The 24433-nt window shown below is 66.6% G+C and carries 22 protein-coding genes; 14 read left to right on the top strand and 8 right to left on the bottom strand.

Annotated elements, in window-relative coordinates:
• Positions 1-25: 25 nt before the first annotated feature.
• Genes H6927_13075 through fdnG form a run of 3 tightly spaced genes read right to left on the bottom strand, consistent with a single transcriptional unit; the run spans position 26 to position 4668 of the window.
• A complete protein-coding gene (locus H6927_13075; protein MCP5219029.1) occupies positions 26-673 on the bottom strand; it encodes a formate dehydrogenase subunit gamma in 648 nt (215 codons plus the stop codon).
• Positions 670-1584, bottom strand: coding sequence for a formate dehydrogenase subunit beta (gene fdxH, locus H6927_13070; protein ID MCP5219028.1), 915 nt, complete (start codon positions 1582-1584; stop codon positions 670-672). The genes H6927_13075 and fdxH overlap by 4 nt, the downstream gene beginning before the upstream one ends.
• A 3-nt stretch (positions 1585-1587) precedes the next feature.
• Entirely contained in the window at positions 1588-4668 is a 3081-nt protein-coding gene (gene fdnG / locus H6927_13065) for a formate dehydrogenase-N subunit alpha (protein ID MCP5219027.1), read from the bottom strand.
• Between the two features lie 229 nt (positions 4669-4897).
• Between fdnG and H6927_13060 the strand changes: the two genes are divergently transcribed.
• The 5 genes from H6927_13060 to H6927_13040 all read left to right on the top strand — a co-directional run bounded on the left by H6927_13060 (position 4898) and on the right by H6927_13040 (position 10923).
• Positions 4898-5656: a 3-hydroxyacyl-CoA dehydrogenase gene (locus H6927_13060; protein ID MCP5219026.1), complete on the top strand. Its 759-nt coding sequence runs from the start codon at positions 4898-4900 to the stop codon at positions 5654-5656.
• Between the two features lie 309 nt (positions 5657-5965).
• A complete protein-coding gene (locus H6927_13055) occupies positions 5966-7330 on the top strand; it encodes a substrate-binding protein (protein ID MCP5219025.1) in 1365 nt (454 codons plus the stop codon).
• Positions 7331-7503: 173 nt separating this feature from the next.
• The gene (locus tag H6927_13050; GenBank protein ID MCP5219024.1) at positions 7504-8379 is read left to right on the top strand and encodes a branched-chain amino acid ABC transporter permease; all 876 of its coding nucleotides are present in this window, start codon (positions 7504-7506) and stop codon (positions 8377-8379) included.
• Positions 8380-8398: 19 nt separating this feature from the next.
• A complete protein-coding gene (locus H6927_13045) occupies positions 8399-10225 on the top strand; it encodes a branched-chain amino acid ABC transporter ATP-binding protein/permease (protein MCP5219023.1) in 1827 nt (608 codons plus the stop codon).
• The gene (locus tag H6927_13040; protein ID MCP5219022.1) at positions 10225-10923 is read left to right on the top strand and encodes an ABC transporter ATP-binding protein; all 699 of its coding nucleotides are present in this window, start codon (positions 10225-10227) and stop codon (positions 10921-10923) included. Before H6927_13045 ends, H6927_13040 begins: the two co-directional genes overlap by 1 nt.
• Positions 10924-10965: 42 nt before the next feature.
• Here the strand turns inward: H6927_13040 and H6927_13035 are convergent, their stop codons facing one another.
• The 3 genes from H6927_13035 to H6927_13025 all read right to left on the bottom strand — a co-directional run bounded on the left by H6927_13035 (position 10966) and on the right by H6927_13025 (position 13817).
• The gene (locus H6927_13035; GenBank protein MCP5219021.1) at positions 10966-12645 is read right to left on the bottom strand and encodes a PhoH family protein; all 1680 of its coding nucleotides are present in this window, start codon (positions 12643-12645) and stop codon (positions 10966-10968) included.
• A 147-nt stretch (positions 12646-12792) separates the two neighbouring features.
• Positions 12793-13269 (bottom strand): peroxiredoxin, encoded by a 477-nt coding sequence (locus H6927_13030; GenBank protein MCP5219020.1) that lies wholly within the window; start codon positions 13267-13269, stop codon positions 12793-12795.
• A gap of 149 nt (positions 13270-13418) precedes the next feature.
• The gene (locus H6927_13025) at positions 13419-13817 is read right to left on the bottom strand and encodes an Mth938-like domain-containing protein (GenBank protein ID MCP5219019.1); all 399 of its coding nucleotides are present in this window, start codon (positions 13815-13817) and stop codon (positions 13419-13421) included.
• A 79-nt stretch (positions 13818-13896) separates the two neighbouring features.
• Between H6927_13025 and H6927_13020 the strand changes: the two genes are divergently transcribed.
• The 6 genes from H6927_13020 to H6927_12995 all read left to right on the top strand — a co-directional run bounded on the left by H6927_13020 (position 13897) and on the right by H6927_12995 (position 20148).
• Positions 13897-15171 carry a pyridoxal phosphate-dependent aminotransferase gene (locus tag H6927_13020; protein MCP5219018.1) on the top strand — a complete coding sequence of 425 codons (1275 nt, stop codon included), beginning with the start codon at positions 13897-13899 and terminating at the stop codon, positions 15169-15171.
• 46 nt (positions 15172-15217) lie between these two features.
• Positions 15218-16543: a homoserine dehydrogenase gene (locus H6927_13015; GenBank protein ID MCP5219017.1), complete on the top strand. Its 1326-nt coding sequence runs from the start codon at positions 15218-15220 to the stop codon at positions 16541-16543.
• 42 nt (positions 16544-16585) lie between these two features.
• Positions 16586-18013, top strand: coding sequence for a threonine synthase (locus H6927_13010; GenBank protein MCP5219016.1), 1428 nt, complete (start codon positions 16586-16588; stop codon positions 18011-18013).
• 69 nt (positions 18014-18082) lie between these two features.
• Complete coding sequence (gene mobB / locus H6927_13005; protein MCP5219015.1) at positions 18083-18613, top strand: molybdopterin-guanine dinucleotide biosynthesis protein B; 531 nt, start codon at positions 18083-18085, stop codon at positions 18611-18613.
• Positions 18614-18670: 57 nt separating this feature from the next.
• Positions 18671-19894, top strand: coding sequence for a molybdopterin molybdotransferase MoeA (locus H6927_13000; protein ID MCP5219014.1), 1224 nt, complete (start codon positions 18671-18673; stop codon positions 19892-19894).
• Between the two features lie 2 nt (positions 19895-19896).
• Positions 19897-20148: a MoaD/ThiS family protein gene (locus tag H6927_12995; GenBank protein ID MCP5219013.1), complete on the top strand. Its 252-nt coding sequence runs from the start codon at positions 19897-19899 to the stop codon at positions 20146-20148.
• Positions 20149-20185: 37 nt separating this feature from the next.
• On the opposite strand, the gene H6927_12990 is transcribed toward H6927_12995, so the two are convergent.
• Positions 20186-20962 carry a transporter substrate-binding domain-containing protein gene (locus tag H6927_12990; protein ID MCP5219012.1) on the bottom strand — a complete coding sequence of 259 codons (777 nt, stop codon included), beginning with the start codon at positions 20960-20962 and terminating at the stop codon, positions 20186-20188.
• 69 nt (positions 20963-21031) lie between these two features.
• On the opposite strand from H6927_12990, the gene H6927_12985 reads away from it, so the two are divergent.
• Positions 21032-21535, top strand: coding sequence for a molybdenum cofactor biosynthesis protein MoaE (locus H6927_12985; protein ID MCP5219011.1), 504 nt, complete (start codon positions 21032-21034; stop codon positions 21533-21535).
• Between the two features lie 36 nt (positions 21536-21571).
• Here H6927_12985 and H6927_12980 read toward each other — a convergent pair whose 3' ends face one another.
• Positions 21572-22498: a LysR family transcriptional regulator gene (locus H6927_12980; protein ID MCP5219010.1), complete on the bottom strand. Its 927-nt coding sequence runs from the start codon at positions 22496-22498 to the stop codon at positions 21572-21574.
• Positions 22499-22696: 198 nt separating this feature from the next.
• Here H6927_12980 and dmpE point away from each other — a divergent pair, with 198 nt between their 5' ends.
• Complete coding sequence (gene dmpE, locus H6927_12975; protein ID MCP5219009.1) at positions 22697-23479, top strand: 2-oxopent-4-enoate hydratase; 783 nt, start codon at positions 22697-22699, stop codon at positions 23477-23479.
• A 14-nt stretch (positions 23480-23493) separates the two neighbouring features.
• Positions 23494-24408 (top strand): acetaldehyde dehydrogenase (acetylating), encoded by a 915-nt coding sequence (locus H6927_12970; protein MCP5219008.1) that lies wholly within the window; start codon positions 23494-23496, stop codon positions 24406-24408.
• Positions 24409-24433 lie beyond the last annotated feature (25 nt).

Below are 24433 nucleotides of genomic sequence, written 5' to 3'. Positions count from 1 at the left end.
CCGTGTCGAGAAGGTTAATACGAACTCACTTGGACGGGGCCTTGGCCGTGCGGCCCTGCACCTGCTCACGGTACCACAGCGGGTGGTGGTGCCGCGCCCAGCCGGCGCTGACGGTGCCGCGCGTCATGGCCTGCACGGTGCCTTTGACCCAGATGGCGGCATAGGCGTGCACGATGACCGTGAGCACCAGGCCGAAGGCGGCCAGCGCATGCAGCACCACCGCGATGCGTTGCAGCCAGATCGGCACGCTGGGCGCGAACCAGGCCTGCCAGAACAGCGCGCCGGTGACCAGCAGCACGATCAGGCACAGGGCGAACAGCCAGAACACCAGCTTTTGTCCGCCGTTGTACTTGCCCACCGCCGGCATCTGCGCCGCGTTGCCCTCGGACACCAGCTTGCCGGCCGAGCCCAGCCACTGCGAGTCTTCCTTGCGCCAGACGTTGGCGCCGGCAAAGGCGAAGAACAGGCCCAGGAACAGCACGAACATGGCAATGCCCAGGTAGGGGTGCAGGATGCGCGCCCATTGCGGGCCGCCCACCAGCGCCGTCAGCCAGAACAGCGCCGGGTGGAACAGCGCGAAGCCCGAGACCGCCGCCAGCACGAAGCAGGTGGCGACGGCCCAGTGGTTGGAGCGCTGGCCAGCGCTGTAGCGCTGCAGTTGGAGCTTTTTCATCGCGGCTCTCCTTGCGTGGGGTTGGCGGCGTCGGCGGCGGCCAGGGCCTCGTCTTCGTCGGAGACTTCCAGCGGGCCCTTGCGCAGGTAGTGGAACCAGCCGGCCAGCGCGGCGCCGGCCATGACGGCCAGGCCGACCGGCTTGGACAGGCCCTTCCACATCGACACCCAGGGGCTGATGCTGGGGTTGGCGGGCAGGCCCGTGAGCGCCGGCTGGTCGGCGTGCTTGAGCACGTACATCACGTGCGTGCCGCCCACGCCGGCCGGGTTGTACAGGCCGGCGCTCTTGAAGCCGCGCTCCTTCAGATCGGCCGCGCGCTGCTCGCCATAGGTCACCATGTCGTCCTTGGGGCCGAAGGTGATGGCGCCGGTGGGGCAGGCTTTGACGCAGGACGGCTCCAGGCCCACACCCACGCGGTCGGAGCACAGGGTGCACTTGTAGACCTTGTTGTCCACCGGGTTCATGCGCGGGATGTCGAACGGGCAGCCCTTGATGCAGTAGCCGCAGCCGATGCAGTGCTCGCTGATGAAGTCGACGATGCCGTTGGCGTACTTGACGATGGCGCCGGGCGAGGGGCAGGCCTTGAGGCAGCCCGGGTCGTCGCAGTGCATGCAGCCGTCCTTGCGGATCAGCCACTCGAGGTGATTGGGCTCGGGCTCGACCTCGTAGAAGCGCATCAAGGTCCACGACTGGGCCGACAGGTCCATCGGGTTGGTGTAGACGCCGACGTTGGTGCCGACGTCGTCGCGCAGGTCGTTCCACTCCATGCACGCCACCTGGCAGGCCTTGCAGCCGATGCACTTGGAGACGTCGATGAGCTTGGCGACCTCGGGCACGTGCGAGCGTGCCTGGGGCGGGGGCGTGGTGGTGGCCGAGCGGGCGACCACGTCTTGCGATTGCAGACTGGACATGGCTTACACCTTCTCGATGTTGACGAGGAACGCCTTGAACTCCGGCGTCTGCGAGTTGGCGTCGCCCACGAAGGGCGTGAGCGTGTTGGCGATGTAGCCGTTCTTGGTCTGCCCCTTGAAGCCCCAGTGGAACGGAATGCCTACCAGGTGCACCTTCTGGTCGTTCACGTTCCAGGGCTTGATGCGCTTGGTGACCACCGCCTTGGCGACGATGTGGCCGCGGTTGCTGCTGACCTTGACGTTGTCGCCGAGCTGGATGCCCTTTTCCTTGGCCAGCTCCTCGCTGATCTCGACGAAGGCCTCGGGCTGGACGATGGCGTTCAGCCGTGCATGCTTGGTCCAGAGGTGGAAGTGCTCGGTCAGGCGGTAGGTGGTGGCCGAGTAGGGGAACTCCTCCTTCTTGCCGAAGGCGTCCATGTCGCCCTTGAACACGCGGGCGCAGGGGTTGCTGAGCGCCTTGGGGTTGTCGGGGTGCAGGGGGTTGACGCCGATGGGGGTTTCGAACGGCTCGTAGTGCTCGGGGAAGGGCCCCTCGGCCATGCCGATGGCGTGCAGGCGCGCCACGCCCTCGGGGTTCATGATGAACGAGCCCATGCCCATCTCGGGCGCGGCCGTGGGCATCATGTCGGGCACGTCGGCGCCGGTCCAGGCCTTGCCGTTCCAGTACTCGTACTTCTTGTTGGGCGCCCAGGGCTTGCCGCTGGGGTCGGCGCTGGCGCGGTTGTACAGGATGCGGCGGTTGGCCGGCCACGAATAGCCGAAGCTGCCGTACACGCCCAGGCCGGTCGGGTCGTCCAGGCTGCGGCGCGCGGTCAGGTTGCCGGCCTCCGACCAGGCACCGCAGTACAGCCAGTTGCCGCAGGCGGTCGAGCCGTCGTCGCGCAGCATGGCAAAGCCCGGCAGCTGCTGCCCGGCCTTGACCAGCACCGCGCGCGGCGCCGTGGGGTTGGCCGGGTCGGCCGGGGCCTGCACGTCGGCCAGGGCCTTGCCGCTGATCTCGCGCAGCAGCTCGGCCGAGGAGGGCTGCCTGGGCTGCACGTAGTCCCAGGCCAGGTTGAGGATGGGCTCGGGGAAGGCGCCGCCGTCCTTGGCGTACATCTCGCGCAGCTTGACGAACAGCAGCGCCATGATCTCCGAGTCGACCTTGGCCTCGCCCGGCAGGCCGATGGAAGCTTCCTTCCAGATCGCCACGCGGCTGGAGTTGGTCAGGCTGCCTTCCTCCTCGGCAAAGCAGTTGCTGGGCAGGCGGAACACCTCGGTCTGGATGCTCTCGGGCTTGGCGTCGTTGAAGGGGCCGTGGTTCTGCCAGAACTCGGAGGTTTCGGTCTCCAGCGGGTCGATGATGACCAGGTACTTCAGCTTGGCCAGCGCCGCCGACAGCTTGTTCTTGTTGGGCACCGTGGCCAGGGGGTTGAAGCCCTGCGACAGAAAGCCGTTCATCTTGCCCTGGTGCATCAGCTCGAACAGGTGCATGGCGTCGAAGCCGCCCTCCAGCTTGGGTACCCAGTCGTAGCAGAAGTTGTTCTCTGGCGTGGCGGCCTTGCCGAAGTAGGACTTCATCAGGCTGTTGAAGAAGCGCGGGAAGTTGCTCCAGTAGTTGAACTGGTTGGGCCGCAGGGGCTTGGGCGTGCAGCGCTTGAGGTACTTCTCGTAGCTGTCGTCGTTGTCGGTGGGTGCGCTGAGGTAGCCCGAGAACACCTCGGCATAGGCGTTCATGTCGGTCACGCCCTGCACGTTGGAGTGCCCGCGCAGCGCATTCACCCCGCCGCCCGGTCGGCCGATGTTGCCCAGCAGCAGCTGGATCATGGCCATGGTGCGGATGTTCTGGCTGCCCACGGTGTGCTGCGTCCAGCCCAGCGCGTACAGGATGGTGCTGGTCTTGTCGGGCGCGGACATCTCGCCCAGCATCTCGCACACCTTCAGGAACTTGTCCTGCGGCGTGCCGCAGATCTTGCTGACCATCTCGGGCGTGTAGCGGCTGTAGTGCTTCTTGAGCTGCTGCAGCACGCACGCGGGGTCCTGCATGCTGTCGTCGACCTTGACGTACCCGTTCTCGTCCAGCTGGTAGCCCCAGGTGGACTTGTCGTACTTGCGCTTGGCCTCGTCGTAGCCGCTGAACAGGCCGTTTTCAATGCCGTAGCCGGGCTTGGTCAGGAAGGTGGCGTCGGTGTTGAACTTGACGTATTCGTGGTGAATCTTGTCGTGGCTCAGCAGCCAGTTGATCACGCCGCCCAGGAAGGCGATGTCGGTGCCGTTGCGGATCGGCGCATAGAAGTCGGCCACGGCCGAGGTGCGGTTGAAGCGCGGGTCGACCGAGATCAGCTTGGCCTTGCGCTTTTCCATCGCTTCCACCACCCACTTGAAGCCAACGGGGTGGGCTTCGGCGGCATTGCCGCCCATGACGAGAACGAGATCCGTGTTGCGGATGTCGGTCCACGAGTTGGTCATCGCTCCGCGACCGAAAGTCGGGCCCAGACTGGACACCGTCGGCGCGTGTCAGACGCGTGCTTGTGTATCGATCCCCACCATCCCCAAGCCGCGCGCCACCTTCACCGTGAGGTAGCTGGACTCGTTGGAGGATGAACTGCACATCAGGAAACCGGTGGTGGTCCAGCGGTTGACCGGGGTGCCGGCCGCGTTCTTGGCCTGGAAGTTGGCGTCACGGTCGTCCTTCATCCGCTTGGCGATGCGCGTGAGCGCCTCGTCCCAGCCGATGCGTTTCCACTCCTTGCTGCCGGGTTCGCGCACGGCGGGGTACTTGACCCGGGCGGGCGAGTTGATCATGTCCATGACGCCCGAGCCCTTGGGGCACAGCGAGCCGCGGCTGACGGGGTTGTCCGGGTCGCCCTCGATGTGGATCACCCGCTCGTGCACGTTCTTGGCCTCGTCGCCCAGCTTGTAGATCATCATGCCGCAGCTGACGGAGCAGTAGGGGCAGATGCTGCGCGAGAGGGTGGCGTGGGTCAGCTTGAAGGCGCGTGTTTCAGCCAGCGCGGCGGTGGGTGAAAAACCCAGGGCCACCAGGCTGGACGCCGCCAAGCCAGCCCCGCTCACGCGGAAAAACTGGCGTCGGTTCATGTCCATGGACGTTTTCTCCTCGTTGCCATGCACCGCCCAGAGCCCGAGATGCGCCCCTTTGGATGCATTGAGTGACAGTCTAGGTGCGGGGTGGGATTTCCACTACCTAAGGTAAACCCTCAATCGAACGTTCGTGCCGGTGCCGGGCTGGCGGCGCTGCAGGCGCGCCTGGCTCCGCTCGCTGCAGACCGGCCAATAATGAAGGTTTCGTGGCATCAACAGACAGGAGCATTCCATGCAGATCAAGGGCAACGTTTTCATCGTCACGGGCGGCGCATCGGGCCTGGGCGAGGGTACGGCGCGCATGCTGGCGGGCGAGGGCGGCAAGGTGGTCATCGCCGACATGCAGGCCGACAAGGGCGAGGCGGTGGCGCGCGAGATCGGCGGCGCCTTCGTCAAGTGCGACGTCGGCAGCGAGGCCGATGGCCAGGCCGTGGTGGCCAAGGCCACGTCGCTGGGCAAGCTGGCGGGCCTGGTCAACTGCGCCGGCATCGCCCCGGCCGAGAAGACCGTGGGCAAGAACGGGCCGCACCGGCTCGACGTCTACACCCGCACCATCATGGTCAACCTGGTGGGCAGCTTCAACATGATCCGGCTGGCGGCCGACGCCATGTGCAAGAACGAGCCCGAGGCCACGGGCGAGCGCGGCGTGCTGATCTCGACCGCCAGCGTGGCTGCCTACGACGGCCAGATCGGTCAGGCGGCCTACGCGGCCAGCAAGGGCGGGGTGGTGGGCATGACCTTGCCGATCGCGCGCGACTTGGCGCGCAGCGGCATCCGCAACATGACCATCGCGCCCGGCATCTTCGGCACGCCCATGCTGTTCGGCATGCCCAAGGAAGTGCAGGATGCGCTGGCTGCCGGCGTGCCCTTCCCCAGCCGCCTGGGCACGCCCCAGGACTACGCCAAACTGGTGCGCCACATCCTCGAAAACGACATGCTCAACGGCGAGGTGATTCGTCTGGATGGCGCGATCCGGATGGCGCCCAAGTGAGATCGGCCTTGGCGCCGGCCCCGATCGCTCCTGCCGCGCCTTGTCTTACAAGCGCCTGACAAATCGTTGGGCAAACAGCTGATTTTGTTCAGGGTTTTCGAGCTTTTGCCGTTGACTTGCACGGGCATACATTCAGCAATACATCATGACTTGACCTGGTCGGCGGGTATTCGATCCGCTCTCAAAGGGTTGCTGCAATGGTGCGGTTTCGGTTGGCTTGGCGGCCTTGTTGGGCGTGCCAGGCGTTCGGGGCGGCGTTGGGCGCTGCTCCGCAACCGGTTCAAGAAGTCACGAAAGGAGACTGTCGATATGTCCAAGCCTGAATTTGAACAAGAGGGTGTGTTTGCCCTGTCGCGCCGGGGCGCGCTGCAGCGGGGCGCGCAGGTGGCGGGCGCCACCGTGCTGGCCAGCGTGGGCGGGGTGCAGTGGGCGTTTGCCGCCGACAAGCCGGCCATGGGCACCTGGCCTGCCGGCTCGCAGGGCGACACGGTGTACGTGGGTGCGGCGGTGCCGCTGACCGGCACCTATGCGGTGCAGGGTGCCGACGAGCTCAAGGGTTGGGAACTGGCCGTGGAGCACATGAACACGGATCACCCGCTGATGAAGAAAATCGCGCCCAAGATCAACAAGGGCGTGCTCGGCAAGAAGGTGGCGCTGGTCTCGGCCGACTCGGCGGCCAAGCCCAACCAGGCGGTGCAATCGATTCAGACCTTCATCAACCAGAACAAGATCATCCTGGCCACCGGCTCGACCTCGTCGGCCGTGGCCGTGGCGCTGAACAAGTTCTGCGACCGCGAAAAACTCCTCTACATGCCCGGCATCTCGGGCTCGAACGACACCACCGGCAAGGACTGCGTGCGCTACGGCTTCCGCCAGGGCTACTTCGGCGAGATGGCGGCCAATTCCATCGGCCCGATCCTGCTGAAGACCTTCGGCAAGAACCGCAAGATGGCGTTCATGACGCCCGACTACACCTACGGCCACACCACCACCGAGTCAACCGAGCGTTTTCTGAAGGAAAAGGGCGGCTGGACCACGGTGACCAACCAGGTCTCGCCGCTGGGCACGCAGGACTTCAGCCAGTACCTGACCAACATCGCCAACTCGGGCGCCGAGTTCCTGATGAACGTCAACTGGGGCCGCGACGCCATCCTGTCGAGCCAGCAGGCCAAGCAGTTCGGCCTGCTGCCCAAGATGACCCTGGTGCTGCCCTACCAGATCCCGTTCTTCGCGAAGGAGGCAGGGGTGGACATCAGCGAGGGCGTGTTTGCCGCCACCGAATTCTGGTGGGAGCTGGAAGACAAGTACCCCATGGTCAAGGAGTTCGTCGATGCCTTCTACAAGAAGTACGGCTACCGTCCGGAGTGGGGGGCTGAAAACGCCTACGTCAGTTTCGCCCACTGGGCGCGGATGGTGACCGAAGCGGGCAGCTTCTACCCGCCCGACGTGATCAAGCAGTGGGAGAAGGGCGAGAAGATCCCGTCGCTGTTTGGCGACGTCTATTACCGGCCCCAGGATCACCAGTGCGTGCGTCCGGTGTTCGTCGTCCGCGGCAAGGCCAAGAAGGACATGAAGAACCCCGAGGACTTCTGGACGGTGGTCGACATGCAGAAGGGCGAGGACGTGATCCAGTCGCCCACGGCCTTCGGCTGCAAGCTCGGCAGCTACACCTGACTTCCAGCCGGATCCCATCGCCCGCACCGGCGCGGGCGATGGGCCTGGCCATGTCTGACCGTCATGTCGGGCGCCGGAGTTGCGCGCGATCGGTTGCTGTCGGACCGATCGCCGCGTCACATTCGGAGCCGACATGATAAACATTCCACCAACCAGCATCAGGGCGGTCGCGCGTGCTTAACTGGGCCAACTTCATTTCACAACTGTTCAACGGGCTGGTGCTCGGCGCCCTGCTGGCGCTGATCTCCTCCGGCCTGACGATCATCTACGGCACGCTGGGCGTGCTCAACCTGGCGCATGGCGCGATGTTCATGCTGGGCGGATATGCCGGCTGGATGGCGTTCACCTACACCAACTCCTTCGTCGTTGCCGTGATCTGCGGCGCGCTGTTCGTGATGGTGGTCGGCATCGTGATCGAACGCGTCATCATCCGTCACTTTTATTCCCGCCCTCCGGAAGACCAGTTGCTGGTGACGTTCGGCCTGAGCATCGTGATGGTGGAGCTGGTGCGCTTTGCCTTCGGCAGCATGTCCAAGGCGGTGCCGCCACCGGGGCCGTTGATGGGCATCACGAACCTGGGCTTCATGGTCTACCCGACCTACCGCATCGGCCTGCTGGCCATCGTCACCGTGGCCTTGCTGGCGCTTTATTTCGTGCTCTATCGCACGCGCATCGGCATGATCGTGCGCGCCGGCATCGAGGACGCCGTGATGGTCGATTCGCTGGGCATCAACGTCTATCGCGTGTTCATGCTGGTGTTCGGCATCGGCGCCATGGCCGCGGGCTTTGCCGGCATCGTGAATGCACCGGTGGTGTCGCTGGCGCCGGACGTGGGCGAATCGATCCTGGTGCAGACCTTCGTCGTGGTGGTGATCGGAGGCGTCGGCTCGTTCCCCGGCGCGGTGCTGGGGGGCTTGATCGCCGGCGAGCTGATCAGTCTGACCTCGATGGTGAACCCGGCGTATTCCTACGTCGTGCTGTTCGTGGTGATGACGCTGGTGCTGATGTTCCGTCCCCGCGGTCTGCTGGGCGCGGTCGGCCGTGAATAAGGACAGGGTGGATTTTTCGATGCGCAGACCATTTCCATACCGTGCAGAGGCGCTGACGCTCCTGGCCCTGATCGCGGCGCCGTTCATCCTGCCGCACCTGGGTTTCACACCGACGACGATCAACCGGATCCTGATCTGGGGCATGGTCGGCATCGGCTTCGACCTGTTGTTCGGCTACACCGGGTTGCTGTCGTTCGGCCAGTCGGCCTTCTTCGGCTCGGGCGGCATGTTCGCCGCCTACCTGCTGACGCAGTCGCCGCTGCAGAACACCCTGCTGGCGCTGCTGATCGGCACCGTCGCCGCCGGCGTGCTCGGCTACCTGGTGGGCATGGTGGCGCTGCGGCGCACCGGCATTTACTTTGCCATGATCACCGTGGCCATCGCCGAGGTGTTCTTCTACCTGGAGTTCAACCCGCTGTCCGATTTCACCGGCGGCGAGAACGGCCTGGCGGGCGTGCCCTCGCCCAGCGTCAACCTGGGCTTCACCTTGCTCAAGTTCGACAGCAACCTGTCGATGTACGCGTTCTTCGCGTTCTGGTATTTCGTCGCGCTGGCGCTGGCGTTGCGCATCGTACGTTCGCCCTTCGGCCTGGTGCTGCGCGCGATCCGCGAGAACCCGCTGCGGGCGGAGGCGCTGGGGCACGACATCCGGAAATACAAGCTGGCGGTGTTTGTCGTCGCTGCCATGTACGCCGGCTTTGCCGGCGGGCTGCTCGGCATGATGCAGGGCTTCATGCCGCCCGACGCCTTCATGTTCGCCACCTCGGGCGAGATCGTCATGCAGACGGCCATTGGCGGCGCCGGCACGCTGTTCGGCCCGCTGCTGGGCGCCGCCGTGTGGCTCTACCTGAGCGACTTCTTCCAGGTCACCCTGAAGCTGGGCGCCACCTGGAAGCTGATCCTGGGCGTGGTGTTCGTGCTGCTGGTGGTGTTCCTGCGCCGCGGCCTGGCGGGGGGCATCATCGACCTGTGGAACCTGGCGCGGCCCAGGCCGGCAAAGGTGGCCGCTGCTCCCCGGCCCACCCAGGCAAGCGGTGCCGAGACGGCCGAGATGCAGGTGGCGCGCAAGGGCACGCAGACGCACGAGGGCCCAATCCTGCAAGTGACCGGTCTGACCAAGCGCTACGGCGGCCTGCTGGCCAACAGCGACATCGACTTCAGCGTCGATCACGGCGAGATTCGCGGCATCATCGGCCCGAACGGCGCCGGCAAGAGCACCTTCTTCAAGATGCTCACCTGCGAGGTGCAGCCCACCAGCGGCAAGATCGTGTTCGATGGCCGCGACATCACCGGCATGGGCGTGATCGACGCCTGCCAGCAGGGCCTGACCAAGAGCTACCAGATCAACCAGCTGTTCGAGAAGCTCACGGTGCGCCAGAACCTCGAAATCGCCGCGCTCGGCGAGCTGCGTGGCAAGTTCAAGCTCGACCTGTTCAAGAACCTGCACAAGGTGGGCAAGCTGGATGCGCACGTGGGCGGCACGGCGGCGCTGGTGCACCTGACCGAGCGCCTGGACACGCAAGTCTCCGAACTGGCCTACGGCGAGAAGCGCCGGTTGGAAATCGGCCTGGCGCTGGCCACCACCCCAAGCCTGCTGCTGCTCGACGAGCCGCTGGCCGGCATGAGCGCGGAGGAACGCGTCGAGACGGTGGCCTTGCTCAAGTCCATCGCGCAAGGCCGCACGCTGGTCATCATCGACCACGACATGGACTCGCTGTTCGAGTTGGTGAGCAAGGTGACGGTGCTGCAGGAAGGACGCCTGCTGGTCGAAGGCACGCCGGACGAGATCAAGAGCAATGCTCAGGTCCAGGAAGCCTATCTCGGCGGCGTGATGGAGGAAGTGTGATGAGCCTGCTCGAAGTCAAGGACCTGAACAGTTACTACGGCGACAGCCACATCCTGTTCGATGTCTCGCTGCATGTGGACAAAAATGAAGTCGTGGCCCTGCTGGGGCGCAACGGCGCGGGCAAGTCCACCACCTTCAAGAGCCTGATGGGCGTGGTCACGCCGCGCTCGGGCAGCGTCAGGCTCGATGGGCAGGAGCTCGCCGGCAAGAAGGCGCACGAGATCGCCCGCGTGGGCATGCAGCTGGTGCACGAGGAGCGGCGTATCTTCGGCAGCCTCAACGTCGAGGAAAACATCGTTCTGGCAGGTCTGACGGCGGCCAAGAAATGGCCGCTGGAGCGGATCTACGAGATGTTCCCGCGGCTGAAGGAGCGACGCACCAGCCGCGGCACCGACCTGTCGGGCGGCGAGCAGCAGATGCTGGCGATCGCCCGCGCCCTGGTGCGCGATCCCAAGATCATCCTGCTGGATGAGCCTTTCGAAGGCTTGGCACCGGTGATCGTGCAGAACCTGGTGCGCGTGTGCCGCGAACTGGCGCGCTCGGGCCAGACCATCGTGTTGATCGAGCAGAACATTGCCGCCACACTGGCGCTGGCCACGCGGGTCTACATCCTCAACAATGGCCACATCGTGCACGAAGGGCCGGCGGCCGAACTCAAGAAGCAGCCCGAATTGCTGCAGCGCTACCTGTCGGTTTGACGGCTCGAGCGGGCATGGCGCGGCAGCGCCATGCCCGAGGCATCACAGCACTTCGCTGGCGAAATCGGCCAGCCTTGAGCGCTCGCCGCGCGCCAGCGTCACGTGGCCGCCGTGCGACCAGCCCTTGAAGCGGTCGACGGCGAAGGTCATGCCCGAGGAGCCCTCGGTGAGATAGGGCGTGTCGATCTGCGCCAGGTTGCCCATGCAGATGATCTTGGTGCCGGGGCCGGCGCGGGTGATGAGGGTCTTCATCTGCTTGGGCGTGAGGTTCTGCGCCTCGTCGATGATGATCCACTTGTTCATGAAGGTGCGCCCGCGCATGAAGTTCATGCTCTTGATCTTGATGCGGCTGCGGATCAGCTCGTTGGTGGCCGCGCGCCCCCATTCGCCGGCGTTGCCGCCGTCGCCCTTGGCCAGGAACTCCAGGTTGTCGTCCAGCGCGCCCATCCAGGGGCCCATCTTTTCTTCCTCGGTGCCGGGCAGAAAGCCGATGTCCTCGCCCACGCTCACGGTGGCGCGGGTCATGATGATCTCGGTGTAGCGCCGGTCGTCCAGCACCTGCGTCAGGCCCGAGGCCAGCGCCAGCAGCGTCTTGCCGGTGCCGGCCGTGCCGGCCAGGGTGACGAAGTCGATCTCCGGGTCCATCAGCAGGTTGAAGGCGAAGTTCTGCTCGCGGTTGCGCGCCGTCACGCCCCAGACGCCGTTTTTCAGGTGGGTGTAGTCCTTGAGCGTGCGCAGCACCGCGGTCTTGCCCTGGATCTCGGTCACGCGGGCGTACAGGCTGGGCTCGCCGGGCGCCTCGAAAAAGGCGAACTGGTTGATCTGCAGGCTGGCCACGATGGGCCCGCCGATGCGGTAGTAGGTGGCGCTGCCGCTTTGCCAGCTCTCGATGGTCTTGCTCTGGCGCGTCCAGAAATCGGGCGGCAGCTGCAGGGTGCCCGAGTACAGCAGGTCGCCGTCGTCCAGCGTCTTGTCGTTCTGGTAGTCCTCGGCGATCAGGCCCAGGGCGCGCGCCTTGACGCGCATGTTGATGTCCTTGGACACCAGCACCACGTCCACGCCGGCCTGCTGCTGCTTGAGCGCAGCCACCACGCCCAGGATCTGGTTGTCGGCCTTGCCCTGGGGCAGGGCGGCCAGCAGCTTGGATTCGAGCGGGGTGGTCTGCAGGTGCAGCTTGCCCATGGCCTCGGCGTGGCCGGTGGCGCTCAGCCGCAGGCCCTGTGCGATGTCGGCACCCTTGACGCCCGCCAGCGCGTCCAGCAGGCGGCTGGTCTGGCGGCCGTTGCGCGCCACCTCGGTCATGCCCTTCTTGTGGGCATCGAGCTCTTCCAGCACGATCATGGGCAGGAAGATGTCGTGCTCCTCGAAGCGAAACAGCGCCGTCGGGTCGTGCAGCAGGACGTTGGTGTCCAGCACGAACAGGCGCGGCGTGCCGTTGCCGGGGCGGGCCTTCGACGGGCGCGCGCCGGCCTTGGGCGCGCGTGCGCGTGGTGTTGCCGTGGGGGCGGCAGGGGCGGGGGCTGGCGCCAGCGGTGCGCGCGCCACGGCCGGGCTGGGCGCGAGCGCGACGGCGGGGCTGGTCAGGGCCGGTTTCTGGAGGCTGGGCTTGGGCGCCGGGACCGGCGCGGTGCTGCTGCCGGCGGGGGCGCGGCGGGCGGACAGGTCGATGACGTCGGACGACAGACGGGTGCCACGCTTGGCGGGAGGGGGCGGCAGGGGCATGGGGACGGGCTCAATACCAGGAACGGGGCAAAGAAAAAGCCGCCGGGCTGTGCCGGGCGGCTTGGCTTGACGCGGAGTCGGGTACAGCGGTGTGCTTGCACATTGCGGCCCATTATGCATGAGCCGGCGGCGCCGTCCGTGCGTCGATCAGGCGGCCTTCTTGAGGATCTTGACGGCCTTCAGGACTTCCTCGACGTGGCCCGGGACCTTCAGGCCGCGCCACTCCTGCACCAGGATGCCTTCGGGGTTGACCAGGAAGGTGCTGCGCTCGATGCCCTTGACCTTCTTGCCGTACATGATCTTGTTCTTGACCACGCCAAACATGTGGCACATCTTTTCCTCGGTGTCGGCGATCAGCTCGAAGGGCAGCTCCAGCTTGGCCTTGAAGTCGTCGTGCGACTTCATGTTGTCGCGGCTGACGCCGAACACGATGGCGCCGGCCTTGACGAAGTCCTTGTACTTGTCCCGAAACTGCATCGCCTCGGTGGTGCAGCCCGGCGTGTTGTCCTTGGGATAGAAGTACAGGATGAGCGCTTGCCCGAGATGGGTGGTGTTGGTGACCTTGACGCCGCCGGTGGCGTTGGCTTCGAATTCGGGCAGGGGCTTGTTGACAACAATCGCCATAGGAACGCTGATCTCCGGACGTGTTTTGGACAGAAAACGGCGGGGCGACGTGAAGGCACGGCCACCCACAACGCCGCGCCGGCGGGCAAGGCCTGCCGGCGGTTGCAGCGCTTGCGGGCCAACGGCCGCCGGCAACCGTTGCAAGGCTTTTATTTTAACCGATCCGGGGTTTCCTCGCCCGCGGGCAGCAGCAGCAGCGCGGCGATCACGCGGCGGCCTTCGCCGGCCAGGATGTTGTAGGTGCGGCAGGCGGCGGCCGTGTCCATGGTTTCGACGCCGATGCCGGCCTCGATCAGCGGGCGGATCCAGGCTGGCTGCGGAAAGCGCAGGCGCGCGCCGCTGCCGAACAGGACCAGCTCGGGGCGCTGCAGCGCCAGCGGCTCGAAGTGCTGGCTGTCCAGATCCTCGAAGCGCGTGCAGGGCCAGGCGCTGCGCTCGCCGCTGCTGTGCAGCAGCACGCTGTGCGTGATGCGCTCGCCGCGCACGGTGATCCAGCCCGGGCCGTAGCCGGTGATGGCCGTCTCGAAAAGGTCGGACTGGAATTTCATCGCGTTTGTGCAGTGCACCAAATGTGTTCCAATTCTATGTTTCGCGCGCGATCCCTGCCGCGTGTTCGAGGTTTTGCCCATGAAGACCATCGCCAAATCCAGCAAGCTGGCCAACGTGCTGTACGACGTGCGCGGGCCCATCGTCGACGCCGCGCGGCAGATGGAGGACGAGGGCCAGAAGATCATCAAGCTGAACATCGGCAACATGGCGCCGTTCGGCTTCGATCCGCCCGAGGAGGTGATGCAGGACATGATCCGCAACCTGCCCGAGTCGGCCGGCTACTCGGACAGCAAGGGCATCTTTGCCGCGCGCAAGGCGGTCATGCACTACACGCAGCAGCAGGGCATCGCTGGCGTGACGCTGGACGACATCTACCTGGGCAACGGCGCCAGCGAGCTGATCCAGATGGCCACCAACGCGCTGCTCAACGACGGCGACGAGCTGCTGGTGCCTGCCCCCGACTACCCGCTGTGGACGGCCGTGACCAGCCTGGCCGGCGGCCATCCGGTGCACTACATGTGCCGCGAGGACGACGGCTGGATGCCCGACCTGGCCGACATGCGCGCCAAGATCACGCCGCGCACGCGCGGCATCGTGGTCATCAACCCCAACAACCCCACTGGCGCGCTGTACAGCGACGAGCTGCTGCTGGGCATCGTGCAGCTGGCGCGCGAGCATGATCTGGTGCTGCTGGTCGACGAGGTGTACGACAAGGTGCTGTACGACGGCGTGAAGCACACGGCCATGGCCAGCCTGTCGACCGACGTGCTGACGCTCACCTTCAACTCGCTGTCCAAGGCCTACCGCTCCTGCGGCTACCGTGCCGGCTGGATGGTGGTGTCGGGCGACAAGGCGGCCGCGCGCGACTACATCGAGGGGCTGAACATGCTGGCCAACCTCAAGCTGGGCTCCAACGTGCCGGGCCAGTGGGCCATCCAGACCGCGCTGGGCGGCTACCAGAGCATCAAGGACCTGGTGGGCGAGGGCGGGCGCCTGCGCGAGCAGCGCGACCTGGCGTATGAGCTGATCACCCAGATTCCGGGCGTCAGCTGCGTGCGGCCGCAGGCGGCGCTGTACATGTTTCCGCGGCTGGACCCGGCGCTGTACCCGATCGACGACGACCGCCAGTTCTTCATGGAGGTGCTGCGCGCCACGCGCGTGATGCTGGTGCAGGGCTCGGGCTTCAACTACCCGGACAACCAGCACTTTCGCATCGTGTTCCTGCCGCACAAGTCGGACCTGCGCGAGGCCATCGGGCGGCTGGCGAAGTTTCTGGAGCAGTACCGCCAGCGCCGCGCCAAGCCCGCCAGCGTGCATGCCATTGCTGCAAAAAAAGAAGCTGCTCGCGCTTGATTGGCGCTGGCCAGAATGGGTTTTGTTTGGATTTTAGGTATTTGAGATGAAGCCAATCCAAGTCGGCCTGATGGGGCTGGGGACAGTCGGAGCCGGGGTGTTCGAGGTGCTGCGCCGCAATCGGGAGGAGATTTTCCGTCGTGCCGGGCGAGGCATCGAGTTGACCATGGCGTCGCGCCGCGACCTGGCCAAGGCACGTGCCATCGTGGGCGATGCGGTGGCCGTCACGGCCGATCCGCGGGACATCATTCGCAATCCCGACATCGACATCGTGGTCGAGCTGATTGGCGGCTATGACCTGGCGCGTGAACTGGTGCTGGAGGCCATTGCCGCTGGCAAGCACGTGGTCACGGCCAACAAGGCGCTGCTGGCGGTGCATGGCACCGAGATTTTCAATGCGGCGCAGCAGCGCGGCGTGATGGTTGCCTTCGAGGCCGCGGTGGCCGGCGGCATCCCCATCATCAAGGCGCTGCGCGAGGGCCTGACGGCCAACCGCATCCAGTGGATCGCCGGCATCATCAACGGCACCACCAACTTCATCCTGAGCGAGATGCGCGACAAGGGCCTGGACTTCGACGCCGCCCTGAAGGACGCGCAGCGCCTGGGCTACGCCGAGGCCGACCCCACCTTCGACATCGAGGGCGTGGACGCCGCGCACAAGGCCACGCTGATGAGCGCCATTGCCTTCGGCATCCCGGTGCAGTTCGACAAGGCCTACGTCGAGGGCATCACCAAGCTGGCCGCCACCGACATCAAATACGCCGAGCAGCTGGGCTACCGCATCAAGCTGCTGGGCCTGACGCGCCGGCGCGAGGGCGAGGGCGTGGAGCTGCGCGTGCACCCCACGCTGGTGCCGGCCAAGCGCCTGATCGCCAACGTCGAGGGCGCCATGAACGCCGTGGTCGTCAACGGCGACGCGGTGGGCACCACGCTGTACTACGGCAAGGGCGCCGGCAGCGAGCCCACGGCCAGCGCGGTGATTGCCGACCTGGTGGACGTGGCGCGCCTGGCCACCAGCGACCCCGAGCACCGTGTGCCGCACCTGGCGTTTCAGCCCGGCGCGGTGCGCGACGTCAGCGTGCTGCCGGTGGAAAAAATCATCACCAGCTACTACCTGCGCCTGCGCGTGGCCGACGAGGCCGGCGTGCTGGCGCGCGTGGCCACCATCCTGGCCGACGCGGGCATCAGCATCGACGCGCTGCTGCAGCGCGAGGCCGACGAGGTGGGCGGCGAGGGCTCCACGCAGACCGACCTGATCATCCTCACCCACGAGGCCCGCGAAGGCGCCATGAACGGCGCGCTGGCGCAGCTGCAGGCGCTGCCGACGGTGCTGGCGCCGATCGTGCGCATCCGCAAGGAAGAATTGAATTGAACGTGGTGGCGCCGCGTGCGCCCCTGGCTCGACACCGATCCCATGAGATACCTGTCCACACGCGGTGAAGGCGCATCACGCCGTTTTTGCGACATCCTGCTCGAAGGCCTGGCGCCCGATGGCGGGCTGTACCTGCCGGAGCATTACCCGCCCATCGACGCCGCCGGGCTGGCCCGCCTGCGCCGCGTGCACGCCGAGCAGGGCTATGCCGCGCTGGCCTTCGAGATCCTGTCGCTGTACATCGACGACATTCCGCCGGCCGACCTGCAAGCCCTGTGCGCCAGGACCTACACCGCCCAGGTCTTCGGCACACCGGCCATCGTGCCCCTCAAGCCACTGGAGCCGGGCCTGAGCCTGGAAGCGCTGTCCAACGGTCCCACGCTGGCCTTCAAGGACATGGCCATGCAGCTGCTGGGCAACCTGTTCGAGTACGAACTGGCGCGCCGCGGCGAGTCGCTCAACATCCTGGGCGCCACCAGCGGCGACACCGGCAGCGCGGCCGAATACGCCATGCGCGGCAAGAAGGGCATCCGTGTGTTCATGCTCAGCCCGCATGGGCGCATGAGCGCGTTCCAGCAGGCGCAGATGTTCAGTCTGCAAGACCCCAACATCCACAACATCGCCATCGAGGGTGTGTTCGACGACTGCCAGGACATCGTCAAGGCCGTCAGCAACGACCTGGCCTTCAAGCGCCAGTGGCGCATCGGCACCGTCAACTCCATCAACTGGGCGCGGCTGCTGGCGCAGGTGGTGTATTACTTTGCCGGGTATTTCCAGGCGACGACGGACAACGGCCAGCGCGTCAGCTTCACCGTGCCCAGCGGCAACTTCGGCAACGTCTGCGCCGGCCACGTGGCGCGCATGATGGGCCTGCCCATCGCGCAGCTGGTGGTGGCCACCAACGAAAACGACGTGCTCGACGAGTTCTTCCGCACCGGCGTGTACCGCGTGCGCGGCAGCGCTGACACGCACGAGACCAGCAGCCCCAGCATGGACATCAGCAAGGCCAGCAACTTCGAGCGCTTCGTGTTCGACCTGCTGGGCCGCGACGGCGCGCGCGTGAAGGCGCTGTTCGACGAGGGCCTGCGGCGCGACGGGCGCTTCGACCTGAGCGGCGACGCCGCCTTCCAGCAGGCGCGCGAGCGCTACGGTTTCGTCAGCGGCAAGAGCACGCATGCCGACCGCGTGGCCACCATCCGCGCCGTGCAGGCCGCGCATGGCCTGACGATCGATCCGCACACCGCCGACGCGGTGAAGGTGGCGCGCCAGCACCTGCAGCCCGGCGTACCCATGATCGCGCTGGAGACGGCCCTGCCCATCAAGTTTGCCGCCACCATCGAAGAGGCGCTGGGCCACTCGCCCGAGCGGCCGCCGGCCTTCGAGGGCATCGAGCAGCTGCCGCGCCGCGTGCGCGTGCTGCCGGCCGATGCGGCCCGGGTCAAGCAGCTGATTGCCCAGGAATGTGAATGAAAACGGATTCTTGCCCGCATGCAACAAGCGCGGGATGCTTTTGATTTTGTAGCATCTGGGGGTGATTGAATGAAGGTGGTGGGCTTTGCCGGTTATTCCGGCGCGGGCAAGACCACGCTGCTCGAGCAGGTCATTGCGCAGTTCAAGGCGCGCGGCCTGCGCGTGTCGGTGATCAAGCACGCGCACCACCGCTTCGACATCGACCGCCCCGGCAAGGACAGCTTTCGCCATCGCGAGGCCGGCGCCGTCGAGGTGCTCATCGCCTCGCGCCAGCGGCTGGCGCTGATGCGCGAGTTCGAGCGCGAGACCGAGCTGACCGCACAGCAGCTGATTGCCGAGCTGCAGGCCGACGTGGACTGGGTGCTGCTGGAAGGCTTTCGCGGCAGCGATCTGCCCAAGATCGAGGTCTGGCGCGCCGAGACCGGGCACCCGGCGCGCTACCCCGACGACGCATTCACCGTGGCGATTGCCACCGACGATGCGGCCAGGTTGCCCGTTCCTCCAGGGCGCCCCGTGCTCGATCTGAACCAGCCCGCCGTTGTGGCCCAGTGGCTGCTCGACCAGGGCGAGCGCTTCGCGTACGCCGCTGCGCGGTCTTAAGATCGGGTCATGATGACCGACGCTTCAGCCCCCACGCCGCCCGCACGCCAGCCCCTGATGCCGCTGGACGATGCCATGGCCCGCCTGCTGGCGCAGGCCGGCCCCGGGCTGGACGCCGAGTCCGTCTCCACCTTCGACGCCGACGGCCGCGTGCTGGCGCAGGACGTGGTGGCGGGCCTGACGGTGCCGCCGGCCGACAACAGCGCCATGGACGGCTATGCCGTGCGCAGCGCCGACTGCGCCGCCCCCGGCGCCGAGCTGCCGGTGAGCCAGCGCATCCCGGCCGGCAGCGTGGGCCGGCCGCTGGCGCCGGGCAGCGCCGCGCGCATCTTCACCGGCGCGCCCATGCCACCGGGCGCCGACGCGGTGGTGATGCAGGAAGACACCGAGGCCCTGCAGGAGGGCGCGCGCGTGCGCATCCGCGTCGCGCCGAAGGCCGGCCAGTCTATTCGCCGTGCCGGCGAGGACGTCATGCGCGGTGCCGTCGTGCTCTCGAAAGGAGAGCTTCTCACGCCCGCCAGCACCGGGCTGGCGGCCGGAATCGGCCTGGACCGCCTGAGCGTGGCGCGCCGCCCGCGGGTGGCCATGTTCTCCACCGGCGACGAGCTGGTGACCCCCGGCACGGTGGCCCCCGAGGCTCTGCCACCGGGCGCCATCTACAACAGCAACCGCTATTTTTTTCGTGCGCTGCTGCAGCGCCTGGGCTGCGAGGTGACCGACCTGGGCATCGTGCCCGACAGCCTGGACGCCACGGTCGATGCCCTGCGCGGCGCGGCGGCGGCGCACGACCTGATCCTGACCAGCGGCGGCGTGTCGGTGGGCGAGGAAGACCACGTCAAGCCCGCCGTCACGCGCCTGGGCGCGCTGGACCTGTGGCAGATCGCCATCAAGCCCGGCAAGCCCTTCGCCTATGGCCACGTCGAGCGTGCCGGTGGCGGCGCGGCGCACTTCATCGGCCTGCCGGGCAACCCGGTGTCCAGCTTCGTCACCTTCGTGCTGCTGGTGCGGCCCTTTGTGCGGGCGCTGCAGGGCGCCACCCGGCTGGATGCGCCGGCCTTTGCCTTGCGTGCCGACTTCGCCGTCGCCAAGGCCGACAAGCGCCGCGAGTTCCTGCGCGTGCGGCGCAACGCGCAGGGCGGGCTGGATTTGTTCGCCAACCAGAGCTCGGGCGTGCTCACCTCCATGCACTGGGCCGATGGCCTGGTGGACAAGCCGGCCGGCGGCACCATTGCCGTGGGCGACATGGTGCGCTTCATCCCCTTGACGGAGCTGATGGAATGAGCCTGCACGTCACCGTGCGTTACTTCGCTTCGCTGCGCGAGGCGCTGCAGCGCGGCAGCGAAGAGGTGGCTACCCGCGCCGCCACGCTGGGCGAGCTGCGCCGCGAGCTGGCCGCGCGCGGCGGCGCGTACGCCGAGGCGCTGGCGCCCGAGCGCGCCGTGCGCATGGCGCTGAACCAGGTGATGGCGGGCGAGGGCGAGGCCTTGGCGGCGGGGGCCGAGGTGGCTTTCTTCCCGCCCGTGACGGGCGGCTAGGCCTGGGCCTGCTCCCGCCAGCGGGCGGGGCAAGCGTTTACTTGAGCCACTTGTCGTCGATGGCCTTGAGCGTGCCGCGCTTGTCCAGCAGGTCCCACGCAAAGTTCATCTCGCGCAGGTAGTCCGCATCGTCCGTGGGCAGCAGGAAACCCAGGTAGTTGGTGGGCGTGAGCGGGGCGTTGACGAACAGGGCCGCCAGGCGCGGGTCGGCCTTGGCGTAGTGCAAAGCTTCATACGTCTCGGTGATCATCACGTCGCCTTTGCCCTCGGCAATCAGGGCCGGGATTTCGGCGTTCTTGTCGTGCGTGCCGATCTGTGCGGAACCCAGGTTTTGCAGCACGAAGGTTTCGTTGGTGCCGCCCGGATTCTTGATGACGCGCACGCCGGGTTGGTTCAGGTCCTGCACGCTCTTGAACTTGTCCTTGTCGGACGCGCGCACCAGCGCAACCTTGCCGAAAGGCGCGTAGCCCGGCAGCATGGCCGCCACGCGCATGCGCGCGGCGTTGCGCGTGATGCCGCCCACGGCCACGTCAAACCGGTTGGCCTGCAAGTCCTTGAGCAAATTCGGCCAGCTGGTCGGAACGTACTCGACCTTGGCGCCCAGTTCCTTGGCCAGTGCCTCGATGGTGTCGATGTCGTGGCCGGTATAGCCGGTGCCGTCCTTGATGGCAAAAGGACGGTAGTCGCCCGGCGTGCCCACGCGCAGGACCTTGGCGTCCATGATCTTGTCCAGGCGCTCGGCGGCGTTGGCGACCGGGCCGATGGCGCAGGCGCCCAGAAGGAGGGCGGGCAGCAGGTGCTTGAGTGGTGGCATGGCAGGGATTCCTGGTTGGTGTCGAGGGATCGGCAGCTTACCGCGCCAGGCGGTGCCACAATCGTCCGCATGAGCGAAAGCCCAACACCGCGCCTCACCCGGGTGCGCATTCAGTCCGCCGACTTCGACGTGGCGCAGGAGCTGGCGCAGTTGCGCGCCCTGGACGCCCGCGTGGGCGCCGTGTGCGCCTTCGTCGGCACCGTGCGCGACCGCCATGCCGATGCCGGCGCCGGCAGCGTGAGCGCCATGGAGCTGGAGCACTACCCGGGCATGACCGAGAAGGCCATCGAGGCCATGATCGATGCCGCGCAGCAGCGCTTTGCCATCCTGGGCGCGCGCGTGGTGCACCGCATCGGCCTGCTGCAGCCGCTCGAACAGATCGTGCTGGTGGCGGTCACGTCGATGAACCGGCGCGAGAGCTTTCAGGCCTGCGAATTCCTGATGGATTACCTCAAGACGCAGGCGCCGTTCTGGAAGAAGGAAAGCACCCCCGAAGGCGCGCGCTGGGTCGATGCGCGCGTGAGCGACGACGAGGCGCTGGCGCGCTGGGGACTGGATCTTGACAACGCCTGACATTGCTCGGCGGATTGGCTCACGCGCGCGGGCGCTTCAAATCTTGCGGGCGACCGAGCGGCGGGTCATTTTTTCCTGCTGGGCAGAAAATGCCCGCACCACGTCCAGAAAAGCCGCCAGCACGGGAGAGTGGTCGTCCGAGCGGTGCAGGCAGCACAACTCGATGTCCTGCAGGTGGCGCGAGCGCAGCGGCCGGTAGACCACCCCGGGCAGGCGCAGGCTCATGGCCGATCGGGTGGTGATGCAGCAGCCAAAGCCGCTGGCCACCAGTGCCACGCAGGTGAGCACGTCCTCCACCGTCTGCGCCACTTCCAGCCGGGCGCCCTCGTGCAAAAAGGCTGCAGTGACTTCCTCGGCCAGACCAGGCAGCGGCGTGTTGGGGTAGAGAATCATGGGAACGTTGCTGAGCTGGTGCAACTGGATGGCGGCCTGCGTGCACAGCGGGTGGCCGTCGGGGATGCCGACCATCAACGGCTCGCGCAGCACGGTCAGTACGCCCAGGCCGGGCTCGGCCGGCACCAGTCGGTTGAAACCCACGGTGATGCGGCGCTCGCGCAGGGCCTGCAGTTGCTCCACCTTGGTCATGTTGTGCAGCTCCAGCCGCACGTCCGGGCGCTGGCGGTGAAAGTCGGCCAGCAGGCGCGGAATGACGTCCAGCACACCCGAGCCGAAGATACCCACGTCCAACCGGCCAATCAAACCCTCTCCCGCCAACTGCGCCCGCTCGCGCGCACGCTGCGTCAGCGCCAGCACGTTGGGCACTTCGTCCAGCAACGCCTGGCCCGCGGCCGTCAGTTCGACCCCCTTGGGTGTGCGCCGAAACAGCACCGTGCCCAGCTCGTTTTCCAGCGCACGGATTTGCCGCGTGAGCGGCGGTTGCGCCATGTGCAGGCGTTGCGCCGCGCGACCAAAGTTCAACTCCTGTGCCAGGGCCAGGAAATACTTCATCTGCCGCAGATTCATTCGATTTCTCCATACCAATATGGTATTGATATTTCAAATTATGGTATTGGACAGTATGGAAATGAAAATATATCCTTGCCCCGTTCAATTTCATCGTCGGCCGCCAAACTCGGATTGAATGGCCGTGTTGCCCAGGGCCAGCCCGTGGTGGCCGGAGCGCGGCATGTGCCGCGCCACTTGCACAGGAAAGCCAAGCTCGTGAACACAACTCAGATCAAACAACTGGGCGAGGAGCTGTACCAGGCCCTCGTCAACGCCCAGACCGTGGCCCCGCTGACCGCGCGCTACCCCGACATCACCGTGAATGACGCCTACGCCATCCAGCAATGCTTGATGAAGCGGCGCCTGGCCGCCGGCGAAAAGGTCATCGGCAAGAAGATCGGCGTCACCAGCCAGGCGGTGATGGACATGCTGGGCGTGGGCCAGCCCGACTTCGGCTGGCTCACCGACGCCATGGTCTACAACGAGGGCGAGTCGATCCCGATGAGCCGCCTGATCCAGCCCAAGGCCGAGGGCGAGATCGCCTTCGTGCTCAAGAAGACGCTCAAGGGCCCGGGCGTCAGCGTGGCCGACGTGCTGGCCGCTACCGACGGCGTGATGGCGTGCTTCGAGATCGTCGATTCGCGCATCGAGAACTGGAAGATCAAGATCCAGGACACCGTGGCCGACAACGCCAGCTGCGGCGTGTTCGTGCTCGGCGACCGGCTGGTCGACGTGCGCGACGTCGACCTCACCACCTGCGGCATGGTGCTGGAGAAGAACGGCGAGATCGCCGCCACCGGCGCCGGCGCCGCCGCCATGGGCCATCCGGCCAATGCCGTGGCCTGGCTGGCCAACACGCTGGGCGCGCACGGCATTGCGCTGGAAGCGGGCGAGGTGGTGCTGTCGGGCTCCCTCGGCATCATGGTGCCGGTCAAGGCCGGCGACAACCTGCGCGTGACCATCGGCGGCATCGGCGGCTGCTCGGTGCGTTTTGTTTGATTGAAGGAAAGATGATGAGCAAGAAGATCAAATGCGCCCTGATCGGGCCCGGCAACATCGGCACCGACCTGCTCGCCAAGCTGCAGCGCAGCCCGGTGCTCGAGCCGGTCTGGATGGTCGGCATCGACCCCACGTCCGACGGCCTCAAGCGCGCGCGGGAGATGGGCATCAAGACCACCGACCAGGGCGTGGACGGCCTGGTGCCGCACATCCGGCAGGACGGCGTGCAGATCGTCTTCGACGCCACCAGCGCCTACGTGCATGCGGAAAACTCCCGCAAGGTGATCGAGCAGGGCGCGATGATGGTGGACCTCACCCCCGCCGCCATCGGCCCGTACTGCGTGCCGCCGGTCAACCTGAAGGCGCACGTCGGCAAGCGCGAGATGAACGTCAACATGGTCACCTGCGGCGGCCAGGCCACCATTCCCATGGTCGCGGCCGTCAGCCGCGTGCAGCCCGTGGCCTACGGCGAGATCGTCGCCACGGTGTCGAGCAAGTCCGCCGGCCCCGGCACGCGCAAGAACATCGACGAATTCACCCGCACCACCGCCGGCGCCATCGAGAAGGTGGGCGGCGCCAAGAAGGGCAAGGCCATCATCATCATCAACCCGGCCGAGCCGCCGCTGATCATGCGCGACACCGTGCACTGCCTGACCGAGACCGAGCCCGACCAGGCCGCGATCACCCAGAGCATCAAGGACATGATGGTCGAGGTGCAGAAATACGTGCCCGGCTACCGCCTGGTCAACGGCCCGGTGTTCGACGGCAAGCGCGTGTCGGTCTACCTGGAGGTCGAGGGCCTGGGCGACTACCTGCCCAAGTACTCCGGCAACCTGGACATCATGACCGCCGCCGCCGCGCGCACCGCCGAGATGTTCGCCGAGGAAATTCTCGCCGGGCGCCTCAAGCTGGAGCCCGTCGCCGCCTGATTTTTTCTTTTCTCCCTCCCCCGCT

It is taken from the genome of Burkholderiaceae bacterium (genome assembly GCA_024235995.1).
Taxonomy (GTDB): domain Bacteria; phylum Pseudomonadota; class Gammaproteobacteria; order Burkholderiales; family Burkholderiaceae_C; genus Ottowia.
The sequence above is the reverse complement of the archived record's forward strand: the minus strand, read 5'-3'. Positions and strand labels throughout refer to the sequence as shown.

Bases quoted from the DNA above. Each gene is read 5' to 3' on its own strand.
- H6927_13040 (MCP5219022.1), top strand. From the start codon at position 10,225: ATGAGCCTGCTCGAAGTCAAGGACCTGAACAGTTACTACGGCGACAGC.
- H6927_13030 (MCP5219020.1), bottom strand. From the start codon at position 13,269: ATGGCGATTGTTGTCAACAAGCCCCTGCCCGAATTCGAAGCCAACGCC.
- mobB (MCP5219015.1), top strand. From the start codon at position 18,083: ATGAAGGTGGTGGGCTTTGCCGGTTATTCCGGCGCGGGCAAGACCACG.
- H6927_12990 (MCP5219012.1), bottom strand. From the start codon at position 20,962: ATGCCACCACTCAAGCACCTGCTGCCCGCCCTCCTTCTGGGCGCCTGC.
- H6927_13010 (MCP5219016.1), top strand. From the start codon at position 16,586: ATGAGATACCTGTCCACACGCGGTGAAGGCGCATCACGCCGTTTTTGC.
- H6927_13015 (MCP5219017.1), top strand. From the start codon at position 15,218: ATGAAGCCAATCCAAGTCGGCCTGATGGGGCTGGGGACAGTCGGAGCC.
- H6927_13075 (MCP5219029.1), bottom strand. From the start codon at position 673: ATGAAAAAGCTCCAACTGCAGCGCTACAGCGCTGGCCAGCGCTCCAAC.
- H6927_13000 (MCP5219014.1), top strand. From the start codon at position 18,671: ATGCCGCTGGACGATGCCATGGCCCGCCTGCTGGCGCAGGCCGGCCCC.
- H6927_13020 (MCP5219018.1), top strand. From the start codon at position 13,897: ATGAAGACCATCGCCAAATCCAGCAAGCTGGCCAACGTGCTGTACGAC.
- H6927_13025 (MCP5219019.1), bottom strand. From the start codon at position 13,817: ATGAAATTCCAGTCCGACCTTTTCGAGACGGCCATCACCGGCTACGGC.
- H6927_12980 (MCP5219010.1), bottom strand. From the start codon at position 22,498: ATGAATCTGCGGCAGATGAAGTATTTCCTGGCCCTGGCACAGGAGTTG.
- H6927_13035 (MCP5219021.1), bottom strand. From the start codon at position 12,645: ATGCCCCTGCCGCCCCCTCCCGCCAAGCGTGGCACCCGTCTGTCGTCC.
- H6927_13055 (MCP5219025.1), top strand. From the start codon at position 5,966: ATGTCCAAGCCTGAATTTGAACAAGAGGGTGTGTTTGCCCTGTCGCGC.
- fdxH (MCP5219028.1), bottom strand. From the start codon at position 1,584: ATGTCCAGTCTGCAATCGCAAGACGTGGTCGCCCGCTCGGCCACCACC.
- H6927_13045 (MCP5219023.1), top strand. From the start codon at position 8,399: ATGCGCAGACCATTTCCATACCGTGCAGAGGCGCTGACGCTCCTGGCC.
- H6927_12970 (MCP5219008.1), top strand. From the start codon at position 23,494: ATGAGCAAGAAGATCAAATGCGCCCTGATCGGGCCCGGCAACATCGGC.
- H6927_13060 (MCP5219026.1), top strand. From the start codon at position 4,898: ATGCAGATCAAGGGCAACGTTTTCATCGTCACGGGCGGCGCATCGGGC.
- H6927_12985 (MCP5219011.1), top strand. From the start codon at position 21,032: ATGAGCGAAAGCCCAACACCGCGCCTCACCCGGGTGCGCATTCAGTCC.